This is a genomic window from Amphritea sp. GJ51-11 (assembly GCF_055808735.1).
Genome location: NZ_CM147881.1, coordinates 1,675,758 through 1,699,218 on the forward strand (window position 1 = coordinate 1,675,758; position 23,461 = coordinate 1,699,218).

19 protein-coding genes are annotated in these 23,461 nt (G+C 48.7%); 12 read left to right on the plus strand and 7 right to left on the minus strand.

The features are described 5' to 3' along the window. Positions 1-13: 13 nt before the first annotated feature. Positions 14-715, minus strand: a complete 702-nt coding sequence (csiR, locus tag AC0L4K_RS07295) for a DNA-binding transcriptional regulator CsiR (RefSeq protein WP_417225511.1) — start codon at positions 713-715, stop codon at positions 14-16. A gap of 344 nt (positions 716-1,059) precedes the next feature. Here csiR and glaH point away from each other — a divergent pair, with 344 nt between their 5' ends. The 5 genes from glaH to AC0L4K_RS07320 all read left to right on the plus strand — a co-directional run bounded on the left by glaH (position 1,060) and on the right by AC0L4K_RS07320 (position 6,761). Beyond that, positions 1,060-2,010, plus strand: a complete 951-nt coding sequence (glaH, locus tag AC0L4K_RS07300) for a glutarate dioxygenase GlaH (protein ID WP_417225513.1) — start codon at positions 1,060-1,062, stop codon at positions 2,008-2,010. Positions 2,011-2,123: 113 nt separating this feature from the next. Next, positions 2,124-3,332: an L-2-hydroxyglutarate oxidase gene (gene lhgO / locus AC0L4K_RS07305; RefSeq protein WP_417225514.1), complete on the plus strand. Its 1,209-nt coding sequence runs from the start codon at positions 2,124-2,126 to the stop codon at positions 3,330-3,332. A gap of 178 nt (positions 3,333-3,510) precedes the next feature. Beyond that, the gene (locus AC0L4K_RS07310; RefSeq protein WP_417225516.1) at positions 3,511-4,158 is read left to right on the plus strand and encodes a class I SAM-dependent methyltransferase; all 648 of its coding nucleotides are present in this window, start codon (positions 3,511-3,513) and stop codon (positions 4,156-4,158) included. 312 nt (positions 4,159-4,470) lie between these two features. Further along, positions 4,471-5,928 carry a diguanylate cyclase gene (locus AC0L4K_RS07315; RefSeq protein ID WP_473268786.1) on the plus strand — a complete coding sequence of 486 codons (1,458 nt, stop codon included), beginning with the start codon at positions 4,471-4,473 and terminating at the stop codon, positions 5,926-5,928. Positions 5,929-6,188: 260 nt separating this feature from the next. Beyond that, entirely contained in the window at positions 6,189-6,761 is a 573-nt protein-coding gene (locus AC0L4K_RS07320; protein ID WP_473268787.1) for a hypothetical protein, read from the plus strand. Between the two features lie 90 nt (positions 6,762-6,851). On the opposite strand, the gene AC0L4K_RS07325 is transcribed toward AC0L4K_RS07320, so the two are convergent. Together AC0L4K_RS07325 and AC0L4K_RS07330 are read right to left on the minus strand one after the other, a co-directional pair. Then, complete coding sequence (locus tag AC0L4K_RS07325) at positions 6,852-8,768, minus strand: putative bifunctional diguanylate cyclase/phosphodiesterase (protein ID WP_473268789.1); 1,917 nt, start codon at positions 8,766-8,768, stop codon at positions 6,852-6,854. Positions 8,769-9,123: 355 nt separating this feature from the next. Further along, positions 9,124-9,969: a DUF547 domain-containing protein gene (locus tag AC0L4K_RS07330; protein WP_473268790.1), complete on the minus strand. Its 846-nt coding sequence runs from the start codon at positions 9,967-9,969 to the stop codon at positions 9,124-9,126. 379 nt (positions 9,970-10,348) lie between these two features. Between AC0L4K_RS07330 and AC0L4K_RS07335 the strand changes: the two genes are divergently transcribed. Then, on the plus strand, positions 10,349-10,477 hold the full coding sequence (locus AC0L4K_RS07335) for a hypothetical protein (RefSeq protein WP_417225525.1): 129 nt from the start codon (positions 10,349-10,351) through the stop codon (positions 10,475-10,477). A gap of 101 nt (positions 10,478-10,578) precedes the next feature. Here the strand turns inward: AC0L4K_RS07335 and AC0L4K_RS07340 are convergent, their stop codons facing one another. From AC0L4K_RS07340 to AC0L4K_RS07350, 3 genes are all read right to left on the minus strand, one after another. Next, positions 10,579-10,896, minus strand: coding sequence for a hypothetical protein (locus AC0L4K_RS07340; RefSeq protein WP_417225527.1), 318 nt, complete (start codon positions 10,894-10,896; stop codon positions 10,579-10,581). Positions 10,897-10,993: 97 nt separating this feature from the next. Further along, the gene (locus AC0L4K_RS07345; RefSeq protein ID WP_473268791.1) at positions 10,994-13,723 is read right to left on the minus strand and encodes a cation-transporting P-type ATPase; all 2,730 of its coding nucleotides are present in this window, start codon (positions 13,721-13,723) and stop codon (positions 10,994-10,996) included. 222 nt (positions 13,724-13,945) lie between these two features. Then, complete coding sequence (locus AC0L4K_RS07350; protein ID WP_473268792.1) at positions 13,946-14,311, minus strand: SpoIIAA family protein; 366 nt, start codon at positions 14,309-14,311, stop codon at positions 13,946-13,948. A 108-nt stretch (positions 14,312-14,419) separates the two neighbouring features. On the opposite strand from AC0L4K_RS07350, the gene AC0L4K_RS07355 reads away from it, so the two are divergent. From AC0L4K_RS07355 to AC0L4K_RS07370, 4 genes are all read left to right on the plus strand, one after another. Further along, on the plus strand, positions 14,420-14,923 hold the full coding sequence (locus tag AC0L4K_RS07355) for an NlpC/P60 family protein (protein WP_473268793.1): 504 nt from the start codon (positions 14,420-14,422) through the stop codon (positions 14,921-14,923). Between the two features lie 129 nt (positions 14,924-15,052). Beyond that, entirely contained in the window at positions 15,053-15,526 is a 474-nt protein-coding gene (locus AC0L4K_RS07360) for a DUF2947 domain-containing protein (protein WP_417225535.1), read from the plus strand. A gap of 103 nt (positions 15,527-15,629) precedes the next feature. Beyond that, positions 15,630-16,427: an endonuclease gene (locus tag AC0L4K_RS07365; protein WP_473268794.1), complete on the plus strand. Its 798-nt coding sequence runs from the start codon at positions 15,630-15,632 to the stop codon at positions 16,425-16,427. Between the two features lie 113 nt (positions 16,428-16,540). Next, positions 16,541-17,353 carry an HD-GYP domain-containing protein gene (locus AC0L4K_RS07370; RefSeq protein ID WP_417225538.1) on the plus strand — a complete coding sequence of 271 codons (813 nt, stop codon included), beginning with the start codon at positions 16,541-16,543 and terminating at the stop codon, positions 17,351-17,353. A gap of 22 nt (positions 17,354-17,375) precedes the next feature. Here the strand turns inward: AC0L4K_RS07370 and AC0L4K_RS07375 are convergent, their stop codons facing one another. Then, positions 17,376-20,522: a bifunctional diguanylate cyclase/phosphodiesterase gene (locus AC0L4K_RS07375; RefSeq protein WP_473268795.1), complete on the minus strand. Its 3,147-nt coding sequence runs from the start codon at positions 20,520-20,522 to the stop codon at positions 17,376-17,378. Positions 20,523-20,836: 314 nt separating this feature from the next. Between AC0L4K_RS07375 and AC0L4K_RS07380 the strand changes: the two genes are divergently transcribed. Further along, positions 20,837-22,651 carry an ABC transporter ATP-binding protein gene (locus AC0L4K_RS07380; RefSeq protein ID WP_473268797.1) on the plus strand — a complete coding sequence of 605 codons (1,815 nt, stop codon included), beginning with the start codon at positions 20,837-20,839 and terminating at the stop codon, positions 22,649-22,651. 60 nt (positions 22,652-22,711) lie between these two features. Next, on the plus strand, positions 22,712-23,461 hold the full coding sequence (locus tag AC0L4K_RS07385) for an ABC transporter permease (protein WP_473268798.1): 750 nt from the start codon (positions 22,712-22,714) through the stop codon (positions 23,459-23,461).

Genomic DNA, 23,461 nt, shown 5'->3' on the forward strand with positions numbered 1-23,461 from the left:
TAAACGATGGGAATTAACCCGAAAGGGCGTCGAGCCCTGGGGTTTTTTCCAGCGCGCGGCTTGGGCTGAGTAAGTGTTGTTTAATCAGGTCTCGAGCTGCATCTGCATTACCTTTTAACAAGGCATCGATCAGTTGTTGATGTTCTTTTTGGTTCGCATCAAAGACGAGACTATTGGCCATGTTTTTCTTCAGCCAGAGGTTGCGATAACGGGATGCCTTTTCATATAGCGCTCGGCGCACCTGCAGTAAGGTGGGTGAATTACACCCCTTAGCGATGGCGGTATGAAACGCTTGGTGACGCCGCTCCCACTCCTGAGGGTCTTTTTCGACCATATCACCAAACTTATGCATAGTATGAGCCGCCGCAAGGATACCGGCTTCCCATTCATCGTCACCTTTCTCTACGGCTAAGCCAATACAGAGGGCTTCAATTTCGGCCCGCGTCGCGTAGATATCTAACATCTCTTCGCGGGATACGGGGTGCACTTTAAAGCCTCGCTGATTTTCAACCACCACCAATTGTTCGATCAATAGCTGCGAAAGGGCTTCGCGCAGCGGACTCACGCCGACCTGATAGCGCTCTTTTAGACGGTTCATTTTGAGCTTTTCACCGGGTTGAAAATAGCCTGTGAGAATATCCTGTTTCAGATCACCTACCACTTTTAGGGCAGAGTTATCGCCCTTGTCAGTTGTTGCTGCGCTGCTGTTTATCATGATTGCTAGGGTCTTATTGTCTGTTTTTAAAAGGATTGTTGCTATCAGGGCCATATTTGTACCGGCTATTTTAAGTTAGCGACATTTAATAGTTAAGACAAACATTTAAAATTATTGTTGACGATATGTAAAAACATCGACATTATTGCATTGCGTCGATGTTGGCAGTGATGCAGATCAACACAAAGGTTAACTATCTGCCATGAAAACAAAAATATTTTAAAGAGCTCTTTGTGCGTGGGTTTGCCCGTTACCGAGTAATCATCGGTGCGACAGCTACACGAAGTGAAGAGGTCGGTAAAACACGTTCGATAACCAGAACGATTACAGTTTGGAGAGAAAAAATGACTGCTCTGTTGCGTGAAGTAGAAGTGACACAACCCAATGGTTTTTCTGTTGCCCCTTATGCTGCCAATAAGCGCTTGCAGGTTGTAACACTGACGGCAGAAACCGTCACTGCCTTTGATCAAGCGATCAGTGAGTGGCCTGTACAGGCGTTGGAATATAAGCCTTTCCTGCGTTATGCGGTGGCCGATAAATTGGATGCGTTGACTGACTACACGCTGGGTAAGTTTCTTAATGCGACCATGCAAGATCGCAACACCGGAGCATTTTTACTTCAATACGAAGGACAGCCCGCTGCCACCGAAGGTGAATTGCGCACAGAGTTTGATATTAAACTGTCGACCGCTGTGTCTCACCTAATCGGCTTGTCAAACCACGATGCAATGTATGGCAAATACTATGCGCGCTTTACCGTGTTGAATGATGATAATTCTGACAGCTACCTGCGTCAGGCACATCGTCGCATGGAGTTGCACAATGATGGCACCTATGTAAATGAGCGCACCGATTACGTGTTGATGCAAAAGTTGGGTGAAGCCCATATGGAAGGGGGTGATTCACTGTTACTGCACGTCGATGATTGGGCTGAGTTAGATAAGTTTTACCATCATCCACTGGCGAAACAGGACATTGTCTGGGGCGCACCTCGGTCTAAAAATGTAGAATCAAAGGTTGAGCATCCGGTGTTCTTTGAAGAAGACAAAAATGGTAAACCGCATATGCTGTTTATCGATCAGTTCGCTGAGCCACAGAATATGGCGGAAGGTCTCTACCTCTATGAGATGGGTGCGTCACTGGAAGCCGATGAAAACTTCTTCCGTGTGCGTTTACCGGTTGGTACTATGCTGGTCGCGCAAAACCATTGCTGGTTACACGGGCGAGACAAGTTTGTTGCTCATCCTCAGCTTAGCCGTGAACTGCTACGTCAGCGTGGCCATTTTACTAAGTAAAGTGGCAGCATAACTGCTATCGGCGGAGTCGTTTAAGCGTCTCCGCCGTTTGCTTTTGCTATTAACCACGTTTTTTTAAGCGTTCAAATGATTCAAGGTTTCGGGTGATAACCATGACATACGATTACATCATCATCGGCGGAGGCATCGTCGGTATGTCCACCGGTTGGCAGTTAAAGCAACGCTTTCCAGAGGCCAACATTTTGCTGCTGGAAAAAGAATCCGTGTATTCAAAGCACCAAACAGGGCATAACAGCGGCGTTATTCATGCCGGGGTTTATTATGCGCCGGGCAGCCTTAAAGCTCAGTTTTGTAAAGCGGGTGTGGCGGCTACGATGCAGTTTTGCGATGACAACGATGTACCCTATAACCAGTGCGGCAAATTACTGGTGGCCACCAATGCCCTAGAAGCTGAACGGATGCAGGCGCTGTATCAGCGTTGTCATGATAATGGCATCGATGTTGAGTTGCTTGATGCCGCGCAGTTGAAAGCCCGTGAGCCGAACATTGTTGGTGTTGGTGGTATGCTGGTGAAAGACACTGCCATCGTTAATTATCAGCAAGTGACCACTAAAATGGCCGAACGCTTTGTTGAGATGGGGGGCGATGCCCGCCTCAATCACCAGGTCATTGGTTTGCAGGAAACTGCTGATGAGGTGATGGTCGAAGCGTTGCATCAGGGAGAGAAGGTTCGCTTTAAAGGTAAATTTTTGATTACCTGTTCCGGCTTGATGGCCGATCGCACCACCAAAATGTTGGGTATTAAAACTGACTTTCAGATTATCCCGTTTCGCGGTGAATACTATAAGTTACCCAGCAAATATAACAGTATCGTTAACCATCTGATCTATCCGATCCCTGACCCCGAACTGCCGTTCCTTGGTGTACATCTGACTCGCATGATTGATGGCTCGGTTACCGTTGGCCCAAATGCGGTGCAAGGTTGGAAGCGAGAAGGCTATGGCAAAATCAATATTAGCTTGCGGGATATCTGGGATATGGTGACTTTTCCCGGTTTTTGGCGAGTGCTGAAGGCCAATATTGGCACCGGTATTGTTGAGACTAAAAATTCGTTGTGGAAGCCGGGCTATTTGAAGCTGGTGCAGAAGTACTGCCCGCAATTGAAAGTTGAAGATCTGCAGCCTTATCCGGCAGGGATTCGTGCGCAGGCAGTAATGAATGATGGTTCACTAGTGCATGACTTTTTGTTCGCTGAAAGTCCGCGTTCATTGCATGTGTGCAATGCACCATCGCCAGCGGCTACGTCAGCGATACCCATTGGTAACTATATCTGCGATAAGGTTGTTGAACAGACTAACTAATCGTTTAACGTCTTAATATTTCTCTATAAAACGCACCTTAGGGTGCGTTTTTTTGCTAGTGTCGCCATTCGCTATTTAGCTAGATCTACTGTAATCTGACCGTTCAAAGCATATTCCTTGTGACGTCACTGTTGTATTTCAAGCCATCTGCTATTTACCTAATTTAGCAGGAGTCTCTATGCCAGTACGCGTTCGTTACGAAACCCATGAGTTTGATAAAGTTGATATTCACCTGCGAAGTCTTCGCAGTAATCAGGAATTTGAAGATGATGCTGGCGAGGCTGAAGCCTTAGGCATCTCATCCGCCACTTGGCCTTTATTTGGTATTGTCTGGCCATCGGGTCAGGTGCTGGCCCATCATTTGTATCACACTGATTTTAAAGATAAGCGTATCCTCGAAGTCGGTTGTGGCATCGGCCTAACCAGTATTCTGTTGAATCATCTCCATGCGGATATCACCGCCACCGACTACCATCCCCGTGCCGAAGGTTTTATGCAGTGCAATACCGATCTCAATAATGACCCTCGGGTGCCGTTTGTCCGCACCGGCTGGGCTGATCCAGAGACTGATTTGGGGAAGTTTGATCTCATTATCGGTAGTGATCTTCTCTATGAAGATGAGCATGTGAAACAGTTGGCTGACTTCATCTGTCAGCACAGCAACCCTGAAGGTGAGGTGATACTGGTCGATCCAGGCCGTGGACGGCATGCCCGTTTTAGTAAAGCGATGGAAGAAGCCGGCTTCACACTATCAATCGACCGTCCCGCCCAGCCTGATTTTATGGAAAATCCGTTTAAGGGCGTTATTCTCAGCTATTCTCGCTGAAGTCGCCGCGTGTCGTTTTTGTGATCGCTGTTTGTAACGACATTGCCGTGCCGATAGATAAGCTTAGCTAATCGCAATCTGCTATCTATCGTCCAGTGTATTCTACTCCTGACTGCCCAGTTATCTGTGTGGCTTATGCTCAAAGGCTGTTTAGAATCGAGCATTAGATGAGGTGATGCCGTCGCGTCTAAGCTATTATGACATCAGGGACTCCATCCATGCTGATGAGGTCGCTAAACTCGCTATGGCGCACATACCAATTTTGAAATACAAGACAGAGGACAAGCCTTGTATATAAACATGAGCCAGAAAATGGCTGTTCTGAAGTTGTTTTTTATCCTACTGATCGGCTGTCTTCTCCTTGCCATCAATCCTGTCATTGCCCAGCCCGCCGTTGATATTGGGCTCACCCAAGCTGAACGAGACTATTTAAGTGCTAAAAAAGTATTAAGCGTCTGTGTTGATCCTGACCGACTGCCCTTTGATGGGGTCGCTGAGGATGGTCAGCACGCTGGGTTATCGAAAGATTACTTTGATATCTTCGCCAATATGTTGGGCGTCAAGATGGTGGTGCCCAAGGTACAAGATTGGAACGACTTAATCAGTAAGGCTAAGCGTCGCGAGTGTGATGTGGTGTCGCAGATCAATGCCAGCGATAAGCGCAGAACCTTTCTCGATTTCACGATGCCCTATTTTTATCTGCCGTTAGCGGTTGTCACCCGTTATGACCGTATTTTTGTCGAAGAAAGCCTTGAGGGGGCCGGCACCCAGTTTGCGGTGATCAAGGGGGATATTGCCATTGATAAACTCAAACAGCGTTACCCCAGTGTTGTCTTGGTTGAGGTGAAAAATAATATCGAAGCGATGGAATTGGTGTATCAAGGCGAAGTCTTTGGCTATATCGGCGCACAGGGCGCGGTAGCCTTCGCCATACAATCCCTTAACCTGAATAAACTGGCGGTGACCGGCAGTCTGCCATTGCGATATGAGCTATCGGTTGCTACTCGCAATGATGAACCGTTACTGGCCAGCGCATTTGAAAAAGCGGTGCTGCACATCGATCCAAAAGAGGGGCAGAGTATTCGTGATAAGTGGATAGCGATTACCATTGAGAAGGTCACTGATTACACCCTGTTATGGTTGACCTTGCTGGTGCTGGGAACAGTGCTCATCGTCTCGTTATATTGGAATCGTCATCTAGCCCAAGCGAACCGAAAGATTCGCGATACGCTCAATGAGCTGCATGATGCGCAGATTCAACTTGAAGATCAAAACAGGATGTTTAAACGGCAGTCCATTACCGATGCACTGACCGGCATCTATAATCGCCTGAAGTTGGATGAAGATCTTTCCTATGCCATTAAACGCTCTAAACGAACCCAACGTGAATTCTCGATTATCTTATTGGATATCGATAACTTTAAGCGGGTGAATGACCGTTTTGGTCACCTAGTTGGTGATGAGTTATTGAAGGAGTTTGCAGCACTGTTAACCGGCGCCATACGCCAGAGTGATATCGTTGGCCGTTGGGGCGGGGAAGAGTTTTTGGTTATCTGCCCCGACACGGATCGGCAGGGGGGTGAGACATTGGCCGAACAGTTAAGGCAACGGATTGCAGCGCATGAATTCCCTGAAAAAAGAGAGCTTAATGCCAGTCTCGGGGTTGCTGTTCATCAACCCGATGAATCTGCTGATACGCTTATCGCTCGAGTGGATAAAGCGCTTTATCGTGCCAAAGAGCAGGGGCGAAATCGTGTAGAGGTGGGTTAAAAGGCCACCATTAACGGGTGTTCATGAGGATTGTTTGCCCACTTAGTCGCTTGACCCTAGTTTATTATCGTCGGATAGTGGGCCATCAAACCTGCAATTAAGCAGCGAGTTCGCGGTTGTTGAACGTTACGGCGTTGGGTAGTAAAACGGAGCGCTGCAAGCTCAGCAAGAAAACCGGCAATAGCCGATTGAATCTGGGTCACAGTATAGGGCTCAAGGTTAACACTCACTACTCATGAATATAAAAGGCGTTGTTATCTATGGTTATATTCAATAAAAAAATCGCTTTAGGTATTGTGCCATTATTCTGCATGATGTTCGCCGGTTGTGATCGGTCTGTTACTGCCACGGCAGTTAGCAATAAGAGTGTTCAACTAGATAGCGAACATGTCTTGATGGTTGAAAAAATGGATCAGAACGAAGTCGAAAAAGGCGTTGTGACTGGCCATATCTATAAAGTATCCGATGTCTTTACATATGCCATTGAGTTGAAGCCTGAACAGGCTATTTGGTCGAAAAGAGGTGCGGAACCTAAGCACCTATTGCTATGTGATGAGCATCTTTATTTGCATTTTATGGAGAAAAGACGAAATGCTTTATATGATCAACGGCAATCTGAGCCAGAGGCTGATATCGCATCAGAAGAGCCGAAGTATATCGTAGGGCATCACTATTCACAGTTTGTTGATAAGCGTTATCTGTTTAACTGGTTCGGTGATGCTTACTGGGTCGATATTTCACAGGATCAATATGCATCGGCTGCCACCCAGTGTGAAGAATACTCAGTTCCGAATGATAATGAATTTATTATCACCACTGACGCTAAGGGTTAGCCCTTAGCGAGAAACTCGCTGGCTAGAGGACATTGAGTCCGTTGCTTAGGGGCGGACAACCGGGATGCTTGTCTCATTATAGAACTCGATTCAATCGAAGCGTTTAAAAATGTCGAACTCATCGGGTGGAACCGGTCTTTGAAATAAGTAACCCTGACCATATTGGCAGTTTAGGTTTTTAAGGTATTCATAACAGCCTCGGGTTTCGATGCCTTCGGCAATGACTTCCATATTCAACTCATGCCCCATAGCAATAATGGTGGATGCAATGGTGGTGTGTGCCGGCATAAAGCTTTTGTCGATTTTTAATACATCAAAGGGTAAATCTTTCAGATAACTTAAACAGGAATAACCGGTACCAAAATCATCCAGCAGTAACCGAGTACCCAACTCATCCAACTCGTGTAGGGTGGCAACACTGTATTGATCTTCGGAAATGACACTGTTTTCTGTGATTTCAATATGTATGCACTCAGCGGGTAAGGAGTAGCGGGTTAACAGGTCTGCGAGTCGCTTAGTAAACAGTGGGTCTTTCAACTGATGAGAAGAGACGTTAATAGCCATTGCATGGTTTGTGGCACCGGCGTCGTGCCAAATGCGACACTGCAGGCATGCTTGTTGCAAAACCCAGTTACCAATATCAATGATCTGACCTGAACTTTCCGCGATCGGAATAAACTCATCGGGCCCAATGATTTCATTATCAGCGTTAGTCCAGCGTAACAGCGCTTCGCTGCCAACGGTGCTACCATCTGCCAGCTTCACCACCGGTTGGTAGGCTAGGCTGAACTCGCCGTTGTTAATGGCTTGGTGAAGCTGGTTAACGATGCTGAGTTTACGGTTTTGCTTTGTTGCCATGTGCTGGTCATAGGCTTGATACTGATTTTTACCCGCATTTTTGGCTTGATACATAGCGGTATCGGCATGTTTTAACAGAGTGGTGGCATTTTCCCCATTCTGGGGGTAGCAGGCAATGCCGATACTGGCCGTAATATATGATTCAATCTTGGTTAATTTAACCGGTTTATTGATGGTATCGATAATTCTGTGGGCAATAAAATCGGTGGTTTCAAGTGATTCAAAACAATCTGTGACGGCGACAAACTCATCACCGCCAAAACGTATCACGGAGTCGTTTTCGCGCACAATATGGGCTATACGCTTACCCATTTCGATCAGTAGTTGGTCACCGACGGTATGGCCTAAGCTATCGTTGATATCTTTAAACTGGTCAAGATCTATAAACATGACCGCAAACTGTTGTTTGCTGCGAGTTGCCCGAGCAATCGCCGTATTGATGGTGTACTCCAGTGAATTTCGATTGGGTAAGCCGGTTAAGGTGTCGTTATAGGCCAGCTGTTTGTTACGCGCTTCGCTTGCTGCGAGGGCTTTCATTGCCGCTTCTCGATGGGTGAGTACGATTGAAACGGCACGGGATAACAAGATGGTACAAACCAAAACGACAATTGAAGCCAGAATGATGATCCCGATAGTCATGTTGGCGATAAAGTTGGCGGTTTTTTCAACCGGTGCTTCAAATTGAGTTGAATTCGCTTTGAACTCAGCTAATGCCTTTATTAACTGGCTTTGGAGTACCTGTTTGTTGATATCGCCATTTTCATAGCGTGTAAGTGTTTCTAAGGCTTCATCGGCGCTGTTGAGGTCGCGTTCACAAATAGAGATGACTGCGTTGGTACCAATTAAACGCATCAATAACTGATCAGTGCTATCGATGATCGATAAACATTCTGCCGGTTGATTGCGAATTTTGAGGATAGCGCTACGGATGTGGTTGATATCGACAGGCGTTGTTGTGAGTAGTTTTGTGGGTTCAGATATTAACCCCATTAACTCCGTTGTGTGTTTGATATGACGTATATTGAGTTGATGAAAGTAATTACTGTGATTGAGCGTCAGAAAACTCCATATCAATAACAACGAGAACAGAAAGAAGATAAGTGTCAGGAAGGGTAGTGCTTTTTTGATCTTACTGTTTTTCGATGTCATTTAGTCTTGGGCTCGATAAGATACTTGCACGAATAGGAGATAGGTTTTCGCTCTGATTAAAACTTACTTTCACAACCTATTATCGAACTTTTTAGGACGTTGAAACCTTTATAGCGAACTCATTATTATTTATAGCATACTCTCCCTTAAAAGCGAGGAGTGTCACAGGCTGATGCCTGATTGTGCCTGTATTAACCGAGGGCCGGGGCAACAGGTCAAAATGACAGGTATGAGAGCGTTAGGTGGGCGCGTTAAGTGGAGGATATGGGCGCCGGTGCAGTCTGGGTGACACCGGCTTCATTCTTTAAAGCCGTGTTGGGCCTCAGCGGTTATCCGCTAAGGCATACTTGAGTCGCTAGCGTACTTCATTCAACTGCCAATCGTATTGATCATCTGAGATCTTTTGAATAGCCCCGAGTTGCTGCTTCAGCGGAGCTTGGGCGTACTGCTTTAAGTGCTCGATAATCCGTGCATCACTGGTACCAAAGTCTTCTTTAAACCAGTTATAGATGCTCGATACGATTAACTTACCGTTGCTGACGTTAACTCCGCGTGGGTGGTTGATAAAGGCGTTTGCTGCCTGTTCTAGTTGTTGCTCCATATTTTCTGCGGTATAAGCTACGGTGCTTAGATTTGGGCAGCCAAGGGAGGCACAGTTAACGGCGTAATGGGTTCTAGGGTCGTTCCAGATAGGGCGCAGAATGCGGTGCTCTATATCATTAAGGCTGATAGGTTGTTGCTCTACCGTAATTAGTTTCTCTTCCCATGGGCCCCGGGTGAAGAAGCCGGAGAGTTTTATATCCATGATGGATTTAACCGGGTAGTGGTCGAGTACTACGTCGATGGTTAACGCATTGTAAAGATTGATCCAGTAAGCGCGTTGTTGATCACGGCTATAGTCACTAATGGGCAGGGCGGAGAGCTTGGCAATGTACGTTTTTAATATCTGCTTATCGCTGGGAGTCACTTTGGCGTAGTTGAAGGTATTAATTCCCTGTGTCAGGGGATTGCTGTCGTTATTTGTCACGATGTAGGTTGACAGAAAGTGGTCCCATTCACTGTGTGTAATGACAGTTTTACTCTGTGGATTTTGTTGTTGCCAGTGTTTCCACAGCTCTGATTTTGGCGCAGCATAGCTGTTGAGGGAAAGTGCCGCTGCCAAGCAGACAACGCAGAGTGCGAGGCGTTTGATTAAATTCATTTAGATTCGCTCTTATTTTAACGATCACATAAAAAACACATACTAGCTGAAGACAGCGCTGGGTTGATTAAATTCAATTTTTCTCAGTCACTGGCAACGTTGCCCCTGTATAGGTAAGTAGGTAGCACTGTTTCCTGTCGTTTTTTGTTAATGAGTCTTCTTTCTTGAGTGGGATAGGGGTTGTTGAATGTGTTTGTATAAACGATAGCTAAAGGATGTGAGATGCATACCCGGTGGTCATCCAGAAGGCGGGCCTCAAGGAGAACTTGGTGAAAACCCGTCATTGTCTGCAGCGTTGCTAATCGATCACCCAGACGTACTGGCGGGTTAATCATCGGGGTTTAGCTTATGACACTCAATATTTGAGACAGAGTATTCAATGCTTGAGGTCGGGCTTAATCTGAGCGGGAGTGACGGTTGCGCTTGGCTATGCAGCATGCAGTGTCAAAAGACCGTGCCGGCCAGCCTGATTGTTGATGTTGATGCCAATCAGGTACTGGGGCGTTAAGCCTGAGTGTGTCATCTGTTAAGTAAGCTGCTGTCGGTAAAGCGCAGCTTGTTAGATGCTACTCTGTTGGGGTGTTACATAGAGCGAGAGGTGAGGCGTTATTATTCGAACACGACGCGCAATGGCTCACCGAAATCATCATAGATGACTTTTTTGCGCTGGCGAGTGCTTTTTTGCACCACTGGTGTTCTCTGCGTGCGCTCCGCTTTGCGAGCATCGATTTGTGCAAGTACCCCATTAAGTGGTGTACGTTCTTGCCGCTGAGGATTCAGAATAAATCCGGCGTTACGATAGGAGCCATTGATCAGACCTGTCGCGCCGGTTTCAACTTCCGCTACTTCCCCGCCTTTTTTGAGAAAGGCTTGAGTTTGCAGCTGCAATTGTTTGCGCAGTTCGGATTTGGTTTGACGCTTGATCATGTTCAATTCCCCCTGATGTGTATAATAAACGATCAATTATGCCCTATGTGGTGTCGTAATAGCAAAAGAGAAACCCCAGTTTGGGTGGCTAAGTTGTTTATTGCGTGTTTGCTGATCGATGCAGTAGTTTTTTCTCCAGCTCAACCACGAGAAATAGTATTAAACCAACGATGAGGATTTTTCCCCAAGCGAGCAGGCCGATGGCGCTGGTATGGAAGAATAACTGCATGATAGGCAGGTAAGTAAATAGCAGTTGAAATAGCATGACAGCGGCTATGGCATAGAGGGCAAAGCGATTGCCCAGCAACCCCTCACGGCTGAGCACGGAGCGGGTGAGGTAGCGTGAATTGAGTAGATAGAATACCTCCATGACAACCAGCGTGTTCACTGCGATGGTGCGGGCGGTGTCGATATCGGTGCCACCGTTGCGCTCCAAAAGGAACAGACCGAAGGTGCCGGTAACCATCAACAGGGAAACAAATACGATACGCCAGATCATAAAGGGCGATAAGATCGGACTGCGGGTGTTCCGCGGTGGTCGCGCCATCACGCCGGGTTCGGTTGACTCGAAGGTCAAGGAGAGCGCCAGTGTTACCGCGGTGATCATATTGACCCAGAGAATCTGTGCCGGTGTCACCGGTAACATGGTACCGAGGGCGATAGCGGCCAATACAGTCAATGCTTCACCGCCATTGGTGGGCAGGATAAATAGAATCGACTTACTGATGTTATCGAAGACCGTACGACCCTCTTCAACCGCATGGGTGATGGAGGCGAAGTTATCATCGGCTAGCACCATCTCAGAGGCTTCCTTCGCCGCTTCAGTGCCTTTAATGCCCATCGCTGTACCGACATCGGCCCGTTTTAAGGCGGGAGCATCGTTGACACCATCACCGGTCATGGCGACGACATGTTGACGCGCTTGCAGAGCCTGGACGATACGCAGTTTATGTTCGGGGCTAGAGCGGGCAAACACATCGATCTGTTCTACCTGTGCCTCCAACTCACTATCACTCATCTGTTCAACTTCATTGCCGGTCATGGCCCGAGGGTTATCGGTAATCCCCATCTGTTGGGCGATGGCCGAGGCGGTGGCAACATGGTCGCCGGTGATCATTTTGACTTTGATGCCGGCACGATGACATTCGGCGACGGCCTGAATGGCCTCTTCGCGGGGAGGATCAATAATGCCAACCAAACCGAGCATGACGAGTCCTTGGCTAACATCATCAAAATGCAGGATACGATGGTTTTCATCGACCATTAACATGGCCAGTGCCAAGGTTCTTCTTCCCTGTTTGGCGACCTGTTCCTGTTGCAGGTTCCAGTAATGACTATCTACAGGTTCTTCTCGGCCATTGGTCATCTGCCATTGGCAGCGGGGTAGGATGGCCTCGATTGCGCCTTTGATATAGATAACACCGTTGCCGTTATGGTCATGGTGCAGGGTGGCCATAAAACGGTGCTGTGATTCAAAGGGAATAAGATCATCACGGGGCATTTCAAGATGCAACTCGGTAATGTCGAGACCGGATTTTGCCCCGAGCACTAATAATGCGCCTTCGGTAGGGTCGCCTTCGATAAACCAGTCATCCCCTTTCTGCCGTAGCTGGGCTTCATTGCAGAGAATGCTGGCGCGACACAGCTGCTGTAATTCGACGAGGTTACTGAGATTTAGGTCTTGATGGTTGCAGGTGAAGGTGCCGTGGGGGTTATAACCGCCGCCGCTGATGTCGGCGTTGCAGCAGGCCGATACCACGGTGGTCACGGTCATCTCATTGCGGGTTAGGGTGCCGGTTTTGTCGGAACAGATAACCGATACCGAACCGAGGGTCTCTACTGCCGGCAGACGACGAATAATGGCGCGGCGGTCGGCCATCCGCTGTACCCCGATAGCGAGGGCGATAGTGATGACTGCGGGCAAACCCTCGGGTATGGCGGCAACGGCGAGTCCTACGGCGGCGAGGAACATATCCTCCAGCGCATAACCGCGTACCCAAGAACCGAACAACATAGTGGCTAGCGCGATGAGCAATATAGCACCGGTTAGCCAGCGGGCGAAGCTGTCCAATTGGCGGGTAAGGGGGGTTGTCAGGGCAGACACATCGGCGAGCAGGGTGCTGATGCGGCCAATCTCGGTTTGCGCACCGGTAGCAACCACGGTGCCAGTCCCTTGGCCGTAGGTCACCAGCGTGCCGGAAAAAGCAATGTTAGTACGATCACCGAGAGCGGCATCGGCGGGCACCGGTTGCGGCTGCTTCAACACGGGGACGGATTCGCCGGTGAGCAGTGCTTCTTCTATATTGAGCTCTTTGAGTTTATGTAGGTGAAGATCAGCGGGCACCCGGTCGCCAGATTGTATAAAGACGATGTCACCGGGCACGAGCACCTCGGCAGGTACCTGCTGGCGATGCCCATCACGAATGACCACCGCCTGCTGAGAGAGCATATTACGCACCGCATCAATGGCTTTCTCGGCTTTGCCTTCTTGGATGAAACCGACCAGTGAGTTGATCAAGACAACGGCAATAATAACCCCGGAATCAATACTGTGGCCGAGTAGCGCGGTGACAACTGCCGCGATCAGCAAAACATAGATCAGGACATTGTGAAACTGTGCCAGTAAACGCATTAAGGCGCTGCGGCGTTTACCTGGGGGTAATTGATTGGCACCGTATTGGTTGTAGCGCTGGGCAGCCTCCTCCGAGGTGAGTCCTTGCGCAGAAGTATGCAGTTGATTGCTAACCTGTTGGTCATTGAAAGTGTGCCATTTGGGGGCATCATTGGGCTGGCTAGCAACGCTAAACGTCCTGTTTTTGCTACTCATGTTCATGATCGTCATCTACCGAAAATATGCATAACTTCAGCGTAGCAGAAATGCATCATTTACCCCGGTATCAGATCAAGGTTTAGCGCTGAAAATGGCCCTTCCAGCGTATTTTTATGGGGCGCCATCGCTTGCTGGGCTCAAGGGCGCTTGTCCCACGCCTGAGTGTCGGCCTGTAGCGGTCGGTTAAATGACTCATTAGCTTGCTTGGTTGTGGCTAGATTAACCGGCATCGATCCAGTGTAGGGCTTGTAAAAACTGACTTTCAGTAAAGTGTTGTGCTTCGCCGGTGATAAAATGCTCCCCCAGTTTTACCGCCCAATCAAGCCATTGTGCACCGCCGACAACCGCCAGACGAATAAAATCTTGGCGGTGGGTTAACCCTAGTTTGGTATCTTCCCATAGCGCACCCGCTTCCCAGCCGGTGAAGTTATGATCTAAATAGATCAGGCAGCGTACTGCACCATGGGCGGCGACTTTCTCTTCGAGCAACGGCACAAAGATATCCTGATAGTCGGTTGCGGTAAGCGTGTCCGTCGCCTGAATTACGATAATATCCCCCGCTGTTTCTGGCAAAATGTGCAGCATTGTTGTTTCCTTTGATGAACGAGAATAATAGGCTGTAGTGTATCGGCGCGACTTCTGGTGTCAAAAAAGAATCACGTATAGGGATGTACCAATCAATAGGTGGTCAAGATGAAAGGTGTGATTGCGTTGTTCTGTCTGCTGAGTTTGGTGCTAAGTGGCTGTGCTCGTCAGTCCCATTATGCGGATGAGATGAAGCAAGCGCCGCATGATGTCGGGGCTTCATCGTTAGGTCAGCAATCGGCGGCGACCGTGCGGCATCGGTTGTTGCAGCATTATCAGGTGTGGCAAGGGGTTCCCTATCGTCTAGGTGGCAACGATAAGCAAGGGATCGATTGTTCTAGTTTCACACAGCAGACATTTAGGCAGCAGTTTGGCATTGCCCTTCCGCGCACTACACAGGCGCAGGCTAGGGTAGGTGAGCGGCTTGAGCCGGCGTTGCTGAGTCCCGGTGATCTGCTATTTTATCGCTCCTTAGTGAAAGTACGTCATGTGGGAATCTACCTTGGCCAAGGTGAGTTTTTACATGCATCGACGAGCCAAGGAGTGATCATTTCAAGGGTGGATAATCCTTATTGGGCAGGGCACTTTTGGCAGGCTCGTCGGCTGCGCTGATCCGTTGCGGATGATAAGCTTACCCTGAGTGTGTGAATTTACCGGTTAAGGGGCTGTTGTGATTGTTGCTCGGTGTCATTCTGGTATAGTGTGCGCGCCTTTAATTGAATATGAAATCATCGAGTTATCATGAGTTATTTGCCGGTCGAGCAATATAAAAGAGCCTGGATCTTCAGGCATAAAGATCTACCCATCAGTGATGAGGATCTGGCCCAAATTAAACCGCTGACCGAAGCCCGTGCTGAACAGGTGTGGACGCAGCAGATCAGCACGCAGTGCAACCATCCAAGCCTCTTTGGTGCGGATGACTGGGCAAATAAATCGCACACTTGGCTAGAAACCGATCATTGGCAACAGCGCTGGGAATCTGACAACGAAGCCCTGCCTGAGTTGCTGGCGGAGCATTTGCAATGGGATGATGGCACGGTGGTATGGTTTTGTTATAGCAGTGAACATGTGATTGAAACCACCTGGGAAATTTATCGTCGCCATTGGAAAAACTTCCTGTTCTTCGATGATGGTCCTTTGTTGATCGGTCGTAAGCGTAAACAGGTGGTACAGTTTCACCAGACCGGTAATTATCGGATCGGCAACCGTAAGTAAGCTCGGCTTGTTTCATCTATATCTCATCTTTTTTTGTTTTTAACCCTCGCTAAGGATAGTGAGTTTCGGGGACGGATTTCTGTTGTATGTGTAAGGAATTCTTATGTCCCTGCGTGTTGCCGCTGCACTGTGCGTGTGGTTCCTGTCTGCCTGTGTGCTCGCTGATTCAGCGCCGTCTTTTAGTAAATCAAAACGCTTGTTAGCAAAGATGTATCAGGAAAACCCGGTGAGCTTTTATTGTGGTTGTGACTACAAGCTGGCGGGTAAAAAGCTGGTGCCTGATTGGGACAGCTGCGGCTATATTCCGCGAAAAAATGCTAACCGGGCGGCGCGGATTGAATGGGAGCATGTGGTGCCCGCATGGGCGTTTGGCCATCAGTTGCAGTGCTGGCAGACGGGCGGTCGCAAAGCCTGTAAGCGCGTCGATACTTTTAAACGTATGGAATCTGATCTGCACAACCTGGTGCCTGCCATTGGTGAAGTGAATGGTGATCGTTCTAATTACAGCTTCGCCCAGTTAGCAGGGGAGCCGCGGGTCTATGGCCGTTGTGATATGGAGGTCAATTTTAAGCAGCGCAAGGTCGAGCCACCGCTCAACCGTCAAGGTGATATCGCCCGTACCTATTTCTATATGCGTGATCAATATGGGTTAAACATCAGCTCAAAGCAGGAAAAACTGTTTGCCGCGTGGAGCAAGCTGGATCCTGTGGATCAGTGGGAATTTAAACGTAATGAGTTGATCACCGCACTGCAAGGCAATAGTAACCCTTATGTCACCTTGCCATTGGATGGTTCGCTAGGCCTTGCTCAGGATAGTGAAGCCGTGGAGGTAGCGCCTAAGGCTGCGCAGCAAGAAGATTCTCTGGTGAGACGAATCCTGTTAAAGCTTGGGCAGCTTTAACAGAAAATAGTCAACTGCGGATCAATTATGTCGATTTAATTTATTGACAGTCGCGCGGTATTAATCTTTTCTAAAAGACAGTAAACAGAGTGGTTTTTTGACCGAGGTATCTGATGATAAAACCTTACTACCGGACGGTGTTGATCTATCTGTTATTCGCTTCGCTGTGGATTTTCTTTTCAGATTCGCTGGTGGCGATATTATTCACCTCCGCCGACACCATTATTTTGGTACAGAGTCTAAAAGGCTTCACCTTTGTCGCGGCGACGTCAGTGTTACTGTTATTGTTGATGCGCGCGGACTTACAGCGGCTTGAAAAGGTCAACCTGCAGCTGCGCAAAAGCTATGATCAGACCCTACAGGGATGGGTGCAGGTGATGGATACCCGCCATAAAGAGACCGGTGTGCATAGTCTGCGGGTGACTCGGATGACGGTTAAGCTAGCCAGTCTGCAAGGTATTGAGGGGGATGCGCTCACGCATATCGCCCGTGGCGCCTTGATGCATGATACCGGTAAAGTGGGGATCCCCGACTCGGTATTGATTAAGCCCGGTCCGCTGGATAAGCATGAGTTGGCGCTGATGCGCACGCATCCGGTGATCGCCCGTGATTTGATGCGTGATATCGAGTTTCTTAAACCCTCTATTGATATTCCCTACTGCCATCACGAACGTTGGGATGGTAGTGGTTACCCTGAAGGCCTTAAGGGGGAAGCGATTCCGTTGGCGGCTCGGTTATTTGCGGTGGTTGATGTTTATGATGCACTGCTCGAAGAGCGGGTCTATAAAAAGGGGTGGGCTGAGGATAAAACTCTTGAATATATCGCCGCGCAAGCGGGCACTCTGTTTGACCCTCAAGTTGTAAAGCTCTTTCTAGCGCATTACCCAGAGATTAAAGACGCGGCCAACCATCCCTCGCTATTTTAAGTTTATGGCTTATCGTCAGGGTTTAGTTCGGCTGTGTTGGCTTGAAATCCCGATGCCATTGTTCAAACTCTTGCGGTGTCATCGCGCTGGCGTATAAAAATCCCTGACTATAATCACAATTGGCCTGTTGCATCAGTTGCTGTTGCTCGTCGGTTTCAATGCCTTCGGCGATGACCTTTAGGCCTAGCGTATGCGCCATAACAATAATGGCGTTGCACAGCGTGAGGTCTTCAGAGGCCGCGTGCAGGTTGCGCACAAAGGTACGGTCTATTTTCAGGTAGTCGATATCCATGCGGTTTAGATGGGTGAGTGATGAAAAGCTGGTGCCAAAGTTGTCTACTCCTACTTGGATGTTAACCGCGCGTAACTGTTCGATCTTTTGCTGGGTCTCGATGGAGGATTCCATCAACAGGCTTTCACTGATCTCGATATTGATGGTGGCCGGTTCCATGTTGCTATCTTGTGCCATTTGCACCCAACGGCTATGGGCACTACTGCCATTTTTGGTTTCGAAATGGGCGGCCGATGCATTAATACAGATCTGTAATGCCGGGTTTAACGTTAGACGCCACTGTTTGACCTGCTGGAGTGCCTGTTTGAAAATCCAATCGCCCATCGCTTGGATGATGCCGCATTGCTCAGCGATCTGAATAAATTGATGGGGGAACATGATGCCTTCAGTTGGATGGTGCCAACGGATTAAAGCCTCTGCTTTAATGACGGACATCGTTTGCAGTGAGATGATCGGCTGATAATAGAGTTGAAGTTCCTCATTTTGGATCGCTAAGCGCAGATCTCTGATCAGATTCGTGCGTTTCTGTGACTGCGTATGCATGCCAGGGGTGTAAAAATGTAGTCGACCACGGCCGGCCTCTTTTGCTGAATACATCGCTTGATCGGCCATTTTGATCAGTTGCTCAGCATCCTTACCATTTTGAGGGTAGAGCGAGGCGCCGATACTGGCCGATATATGGCGTAACTGTTGCTCCAGTTCAAAGGGTTGTTTCAGCGCGGTGAGGATCTTATCGCCCACCTGTTGCACCTGCTCGCGGTTGTTGATGTGTGGCAAAATAAGGGTAAATTCATCGCCACCCAGACGGCAGATAGTGTCACTACTGCGAACTAAGCGGGTAAACCGGGCCGCGACCTCGACCAGCAATTGATCGCCAACACTGTGTCCAAGGGTGTCATTAACCTTCTTAAAGTGGTCGAGATCTAAGAACAGCAGAGCTAGGGTCGTTTGTGAGCGGGCTGCTAAGCGTATCTCATGGCGCAGTCGATCCATAAACATTCTGCGGTTGGGCAAGTTCGTCAGAGGGTCGAAGTTGGCTTGATTCCAGATCAGCTCTTCGGTACGCTTTTTCTCGGTGATGTCAGCGAAGGTCGTGATGCGTTGATGCACCGAGTTATCTTCGTTGAACAGGGTATTGATGTGCATACTGGCGATATAAAGCGATCCCTCTTTATGACGGTGCCAGATTTCGCCTTTCCATTTACCGGATTGGTTCAGGCTGTCGCGGATCTCATCATAGAAAGGACTTTTATGTACCCCAGAGCGAAGCAGGGAGGGGGATTGGCCGATTGCTTCTTCAGCCGAGTAGCCGGTGATCTGGCTAAAGGCTTGGTTGACCTTGACGATCTTGTCCTGCGGATCAATGATCATGATGGCGTCATTGCCTTCAAATGCCGCCGCAGCTAGATGTAACTGTTCCGTTTGCCGTTGTTGTTCAAAATTCATCTGGGTACCGGCAATGATTAACGGATGGTTGCTGTCATCATATTTAATCGGTTTGCCTCGGCTCTTTAACCATAGCCAGTGTTTATCATTGGTGAGTAAGCGGAACTGTACTTCAGCCGTTTGGTTGTTCAGCAGTTGAGGTAGAAAGTTAACGTAGAACTGAACCTGATCTTCCGGGTGCATTAGCTTGCGGAACAGGGCTTTGTCTAATTGGAACGCCTGATCCTCATAGCCCAACATTTCGTAACACTGCTTGTCCCAGCGAATCGAATCTTCGACTAAGTTCCAGCTCCACAAACCCGTTTGGGTGGCTTCCATGGTTAGCCGATAACGCTCTTCCGATTCTAAGAGTGCTTGCTCATAGCGGCTTTGATTGCGGTTAAGTTGATTGAAGGCGCTTAAAAGCAGGCCTACTTCATCATGACTGGTGACCGTTAAGTCTTGTTTGGGTATCACACCCTGCGCCATTTTACGGATATCGTTAGCCGCGTTGGTCAGTGGTGTGAGTAGCTTTTTAAGCAGGTAGGCAATCACGACGGCCATCAGTAGACTGATCAATAAAATCACTAGGACAACGTTTTCCGTTAGATTATTAACGGTCTGCATCGCTTTCTGCAGCGGGTAGCTGCGGATGACAAGCCAGTCCATTTTAGCCAATTTAGCGGAGGTGAAGATAACCTGTTCATTAGCGCTATTGAGGGTTATTCCTGAACTAACCCCGGTTTTCAATTGCTCAATACAATCACAGTGTTTTTCATTTTGATAACTTTCCAAGGCTACCCCTTGGAGGGTGTCGGTGACATAGATCTCTAAGTGGGGATCTATGATCATCATCCGGCCTTCGTCGTGTAAGGTGGGCTGAGATAGATCTTTCAGCAGGTTATCTTGCGCTAACAGATTAACGCCGAAGATAAAGCCTAACACCTCGCCGGAAGCCGAGAGTATGGGGGTGTTGATGCTAAACAGAGGGCTTTTAAGCCCTTTGCCCAGCAGTGGCTCAGTAATCACGGTGGTTTTTAACCGTCGTGCTTTCTGTAGATGCTGCCTATCGGAGAAATCGATTCCGGTACGGTGCGGCACCATCGGGAAGTCAACCAAGGAGATACCCTGTCGGTTGAGGACTAAAATGCCACCGCTGAAAAGGCTTTGTAAATGTGTATCCGCTTTGAGCGCGGCTTGGATCCGTTGATTTGAATAAAGGGCATCTTTGGTGTGCAGGGTTTCTGCAAATATTTCTAGATAATCGATCTGAGCCTGCAGTGCAGAATCCATCTGTTTGACGACCATATCGACCATCACCTGCTGCTGTTCGACCAGTCGTTCGGTGGCGTCTTGTTGTAGCGCACGAAACACTATCAGGGTGACAGTGATGGTGGATAACAGAAAGCCAACGAGGGTGAGCGTTAAAACCCGGTTATGCAGCGATGTCATTATGAAACGGTTAAAAACCATTTATGCATATCCATAAAGGTAAGCAGTAGATTAACAGTGACGAAATACTCAGTAGTGACACAGAATATCTCGATAATGTGTCCAGCTTAGACCAAATAAATGATCTTTGAGCGTTTAAATAGTTAAAACGGTCAGCTATTTTATCGTCGCTGTGCGTTTCTGGGGGCTAAGGGTTTCAGGCTGCCATATCTTATAGATATGTTTAACCCCGCTTGCTTGAGGTATGCTTTGCATCCTATTTTTTGTCTGTCCGGCCTGTTGGATTTTATTGATGTTGCGATTTTTTTGAACGTTTGACCAACCCCTTTCCTGAACCTGAACCCGGCCAACCGCCGACGGGACTGTATGCTTTCTGCCGCTATTACATGCGTGGGATGGAGTGGCCGCTGTTATGGATGGCACTGTGTTCCGCCGCGATGGCGATTCTCGAAGTATCGTTATTCGGCTTCTTGGGGCAGTTGGTTGATTGGCTTAGCACGAAACAGCCGGAAACTTTTTGGCAAGAAGAGGGTGATACTCTGACGTTGATCGGGGTTATGCTGTTGATCGGTTTGCCGTTGCTGGTGGCGCTGCATTCGGTCATCGTGCATCAGGTGTTATTAGGAAACTTCCCGATGTCGATCCGTTGGTTGGCGCATCGCTATCTGTTACGCCAAAGTTTGTCGTTTTATCAGAATGATTTTGCCGGGCGTATTGCCACCAAGGTGATGCAAACCTCCTTAGCGGTGCGTGAAGCGGTGATGAAGCTACTCGATGTACTGGTGTATATCACGGTGTACTTCCTGTCGATGTTGGTTTTGGTGGCCCAAGCGGATATCCGTTTGATGCTGCCATTAGTCGGTTGGCTCGTGGGGTATTGTCTGTTGATGTGGTATTTCGTCCCGCGCTTGCGTGATGTGTCGGCGGTTCAGGCGGATGCTCGTTCCTCCATGACCGGACGGATCGTCGATAGCTACACTAATATTGCTACGGTAAAGCTGTTCTCCCATAGTCAGCGAGAGTCGGACTATGCCCGTGAGAGTATGGATGGCTTTCTAGATACAGTGTATCGACAGATGCGGCTGGCCACCGGATTGAATGTGTTAGTGCAATGTCTCAATTATCTGCTGGTATTTGTGATTACGGGGGTAGCGATCTATCTCTGGAGCTTTAGCTTGGTTAGCGTCGGCGCGATTGCCATTGCTATCAGTTTAGCGCTGCGGCTTAACGGTATGTCCCAGTGGATCATGTGGGAGGTAAGTGCGCTGTTTGAAAACATCGGCACGGTAAACGATGGCATGAATACCTTGGCGCAACCGCTGGACGTAACTGATCAGCCGGGGGCTAAACCGCTGCAGGTGACTAAAGGAGCCATAGACTATAGTGATGTATCGTTTCACTATGATAAGGCCGCCGGGGTGATTGAGCACCTTAACCTGTCGATACGACCGGGTGAAAAAGTCGGTTTAGTGGGGCGCTCTGGCGCCGGTAAGTCGACTTTGGTGAATCTACTCTTACGGTTTCATGATTTAGCGGGCGGGCGCTTATTGATCGATGGGCAGGACATCGGAGAGGTGCAGCAAGAAAGTTTGCGCCATCAGATCGGCATGGTCACCCAAGATACCTCATTGCTGCATCGTAGTGTGCGGGACAACATTCTTTATGGTCATCCTGATGCCTCCGATGAGCAGATGATTGCCGCAGCAAAGCGGGCCGAGGCGCATGACTTTATTCTTGGTTTAAGTGATCCTGAGGGGCGTACCGGCTATGATGCGCAGGTTGGTGAGCGAGGTGTTAAACTTTCCGAGGGACAGCGACAACGGATCGCCATTGCTCGGGTTATCCTTAAGGATGCCCCTATTCTGATTTTGGATGAAGCAACATCGGCGTTGGATTCAGAGGTGGAAGCGGATATTCAGCGGGGACTGTTGAACCTCATGCAGGGTAAAACGGTGATCGCCATTGCCCACCGTTTGTCGACCATAGCCGCGATGGATCGGTTGATCGTTTTGGATCAAGGACGGATCATCGAGCAGGGTAGCCATCACGAACTGGTACGAAAAGGTGGTGTCTATGCACAGTTGTGGGCCCATCAGTCCGGTGGCTTTATCGGTATCGAGACCGAGTAGTTCACCAGTAATACGTAAACCGTTGCCGGCAAGCGCTAGCGCGATGACAGGAGAGCCCTGATGCATGTGATTTCATGGTGGTCGCTGGCGTGGTGTGGGATACCGGTGGTGTTGATTGCTATCGTCTATGCCCGTTGGTCTGGCAGTGCGGCGGAAGTGTTATTATCCGCTGCCCGGATGACACTGCAATTAGTGGCGGTCGGCTATGTGCTGGTGGCGCTATTTGATAATCCATCCCCTTGGGTTACCTCACTGGTTTTAACGCTGATGGTCGCAATTGCTAGCTGGATCGCCTTGCGTCCGGTAGATCACCAGCGTCACTATTTCATACCGACATTGATCGCCTTAGGCTGCTCGGCCGGCTTGCACCTGTTTATCTCTTTAGTGTTGGTGATCGGTGTTGAGACTTGGTACGAACCCCGGGTGATTATTCCGTTGGCGGGGATGTATTTTGCCAATACGATGAATGCAATCAGTTTGGCCGCCGAACGTTATCACTCTGAGTTGAAAGAGGGTAAGCCGGAGCCTCAAGCACGACTGACAGCGTTTCAGGCGGCGATGATCCCGCAGATTAATAGCTTGCTGGCTGTTGGCTTAGTTTCATTGCCGGGAATGATGACCGGGCAGATTCTTTCCGGCGTGTCGCCGCTAATTGCAGTGCGTTACCAAATTATGATTATGACGATGGTACTCGGCAGTGGCGGCTGTGGTGCCGCCTTGATGCTCTGGCAACTCGGCCGGCAACACTGTCGTCAAAAGTCTGGGGGCCAGGGTAACGATCACCGTGATATCGATCAGACGGGAAAATAA

Coding starts and splice junctions, on each gene's coding strand:
- AC0L4K_RS07370 (WP_417225538.1), top strand. CDS start 16,541: ATGATAAAACCTTACTACCGGACGGTGTTGATCTATCTGTTATTCGCT.
- lhgO (WP_417225514.1), top strand. CDS start 2,124: ATGACATACGATTACATCATCATCGGCGGAGGCATCGTCGGTATGTCC.
- AC0L4K_RS07330 (WP_473268790.1), bottom strand. CDS start 9,969: ATGAATTTAATCAAACGCCTCGCACTCTGCGTTGTCTGCTTGGCAGCG.
- AC0L4K_RS07375 (WP_473268795.1), bottom strand. CDS start 20,522: ATGACATCGCTGCATAACCGGGTTTTAACGCTCACCCTCGTTGGCTTT.
- AC0L4K_RS07355 (WP_473268793.1), top strand. CDS start 14,420: ATGAAAGGTGTGATTGCGTTGTTCTGTCTGCTGAGTTTGGTGCTAAGT.
- AC0L4K_RS07310 (WP_417225516.1), top strand. CDS start 3,511: ATGCCAGTACGCGTTCGTTACGAAACCCATGAGTTTGATAAAGTTGAT.
- AC0L4K_RS07315 (WP_473268786.1), top strand. CDS start 4,471: ATGGCTGTTCTGAAGTTGTTTTTTATCCTACTGATCGGCTGTCTTCTC.
- AC0L4K_RS07340 (WP_417225527.1), bottom strand. CDS start 10,896: ATGATCAAGCGTCAAACCAAATCCGAACTGCGCAAACAATTGCAGCTG.
- glaH (WP_417225513.1), top strand. CDS start 1,060: ATGACTGCTCTGTTGCGTGAAGTAGAAGTGACACAACCCAATGGTTTT.
- AC0L4K_RS07350 (WP_473268792.1), bottom strand. CDS start 14,311: ATGCTGCACATTTTGCCAGAAACAGCGGGGGATATTATCGTAATTCAG.
- AC0L4K_RS07385 (WP_473268798.1), top strand. CDS start 22,712: ATGCATGTGATTTCATGGTGGTCGCTGGCGTGGTGTGGGATACCGGTG.
- csiR (WP_417225511.1), bottom strand. CDS start 715: ATGATAAACAGCAGCGCAGCAACAACTGACAAGGGCGATAACTCTGCC.
- AC0L4K_RS07365 (WP_473268794.1), top strand. CDS start 15,630: ATGTCCCTGCGTGTTGCCGCTGCACTGTGCGTGTGGTTCCTGTCTGCC.
- AC0L4K_RS07360 (WP_417225535.1), top strand. CDS start 15,053: ATGAGTTATTTGCCGGTCGAGCAATATAAAAGAGCCTGGATCTTCAGG.
- AC0L4K_RS07345 (WP_473268791.1), bottom strand. CDS start 13,723: ATGAGTAGCAAAAACAGGACGTTTAGCGTTGCTAGCCAGCCCAATGAT.
- AC0L4K_RS07325 (WP_473268789.1), bottom strand. CDS start 8,768: ATGACATCGAAAAACAGTAAGATCAAAAAAGCACTACCCTTCCTGACA.
- AC0L4K_RS07335 (WP_417225525.1), top strand. CDS start 10,349: ATGCTTGAGGTCGGGCTTAATCTGAGCGGGAGTGACGGTTGCGCTTGG.
- AC0L4K_RS07320 (WP_473268787.1), top strand. CDS start 6,189: ATGGTTATATTCAATAAAAAAATCGCTTTAGGTATTGTGCCATTATTC.